Origin of the sequence: Neisseria sp. HMSC061H08 (genome assembly GCF_001836795.1) — a bacterium.
GTDB lineage: Bacteria > Pseudomonadota > Gammaproteobacteria > Burkholderiales > Neisseriaceae > Neisseria > Neisseria subflava_A.
Genome location: NZ_KV830551.1, coordinates 1 through 363 on the forward strand (window position 1 = coordinate 1; position 363 = coordinate 363).

General features: G+C 56.2%; 1 protein-coding gene. It reads right to left on the reverse strand.

The window, feature by feature from the left end; genetic code table 11:
- Window positions 1-363 (reverse strand): aminotransferase class I/II-fold pyridoxal phosphate-dependent enzyme (locus HMPREF2675_RS00675; protein WP_141759929.1); only part of this gene is annotated, 363 nt, incomplete at both ends.

The following is a 363-nucleotide window of genomic DNA, read 5'->3' on the forward strand; positions in this document are numbered from 1 at the left end:
AACGGATACGCACCCAATTCGCGTTTGAGCAGGGAAACCGCCGTTTGCGCCTGCCGACGGTAAAACGGCTGAATCACTTGGTCGGCCAACTGTTTCAGACGGCCGTCGTTTAACAGCGGCGCCGCAATCGCCGCGCCGAAACGGGTGGGCGACAGGTTCACAATCGCATTCAAACTGCTGACGGCTTTGACCACTTCCGGCGCGGCGACAATAATGCCGGTACGCACGCCGGGCAGGCCGATTTTAGAAAGGCTGAAGCAGAGGATGATGTTTTCGTGCCAGTTGAGCGTCACATCGCTGTAAATAATATTCGGGAACGGCATTCCGTAAGCGTTGTCGATAATCAGCGGAATCCCGTGTTCC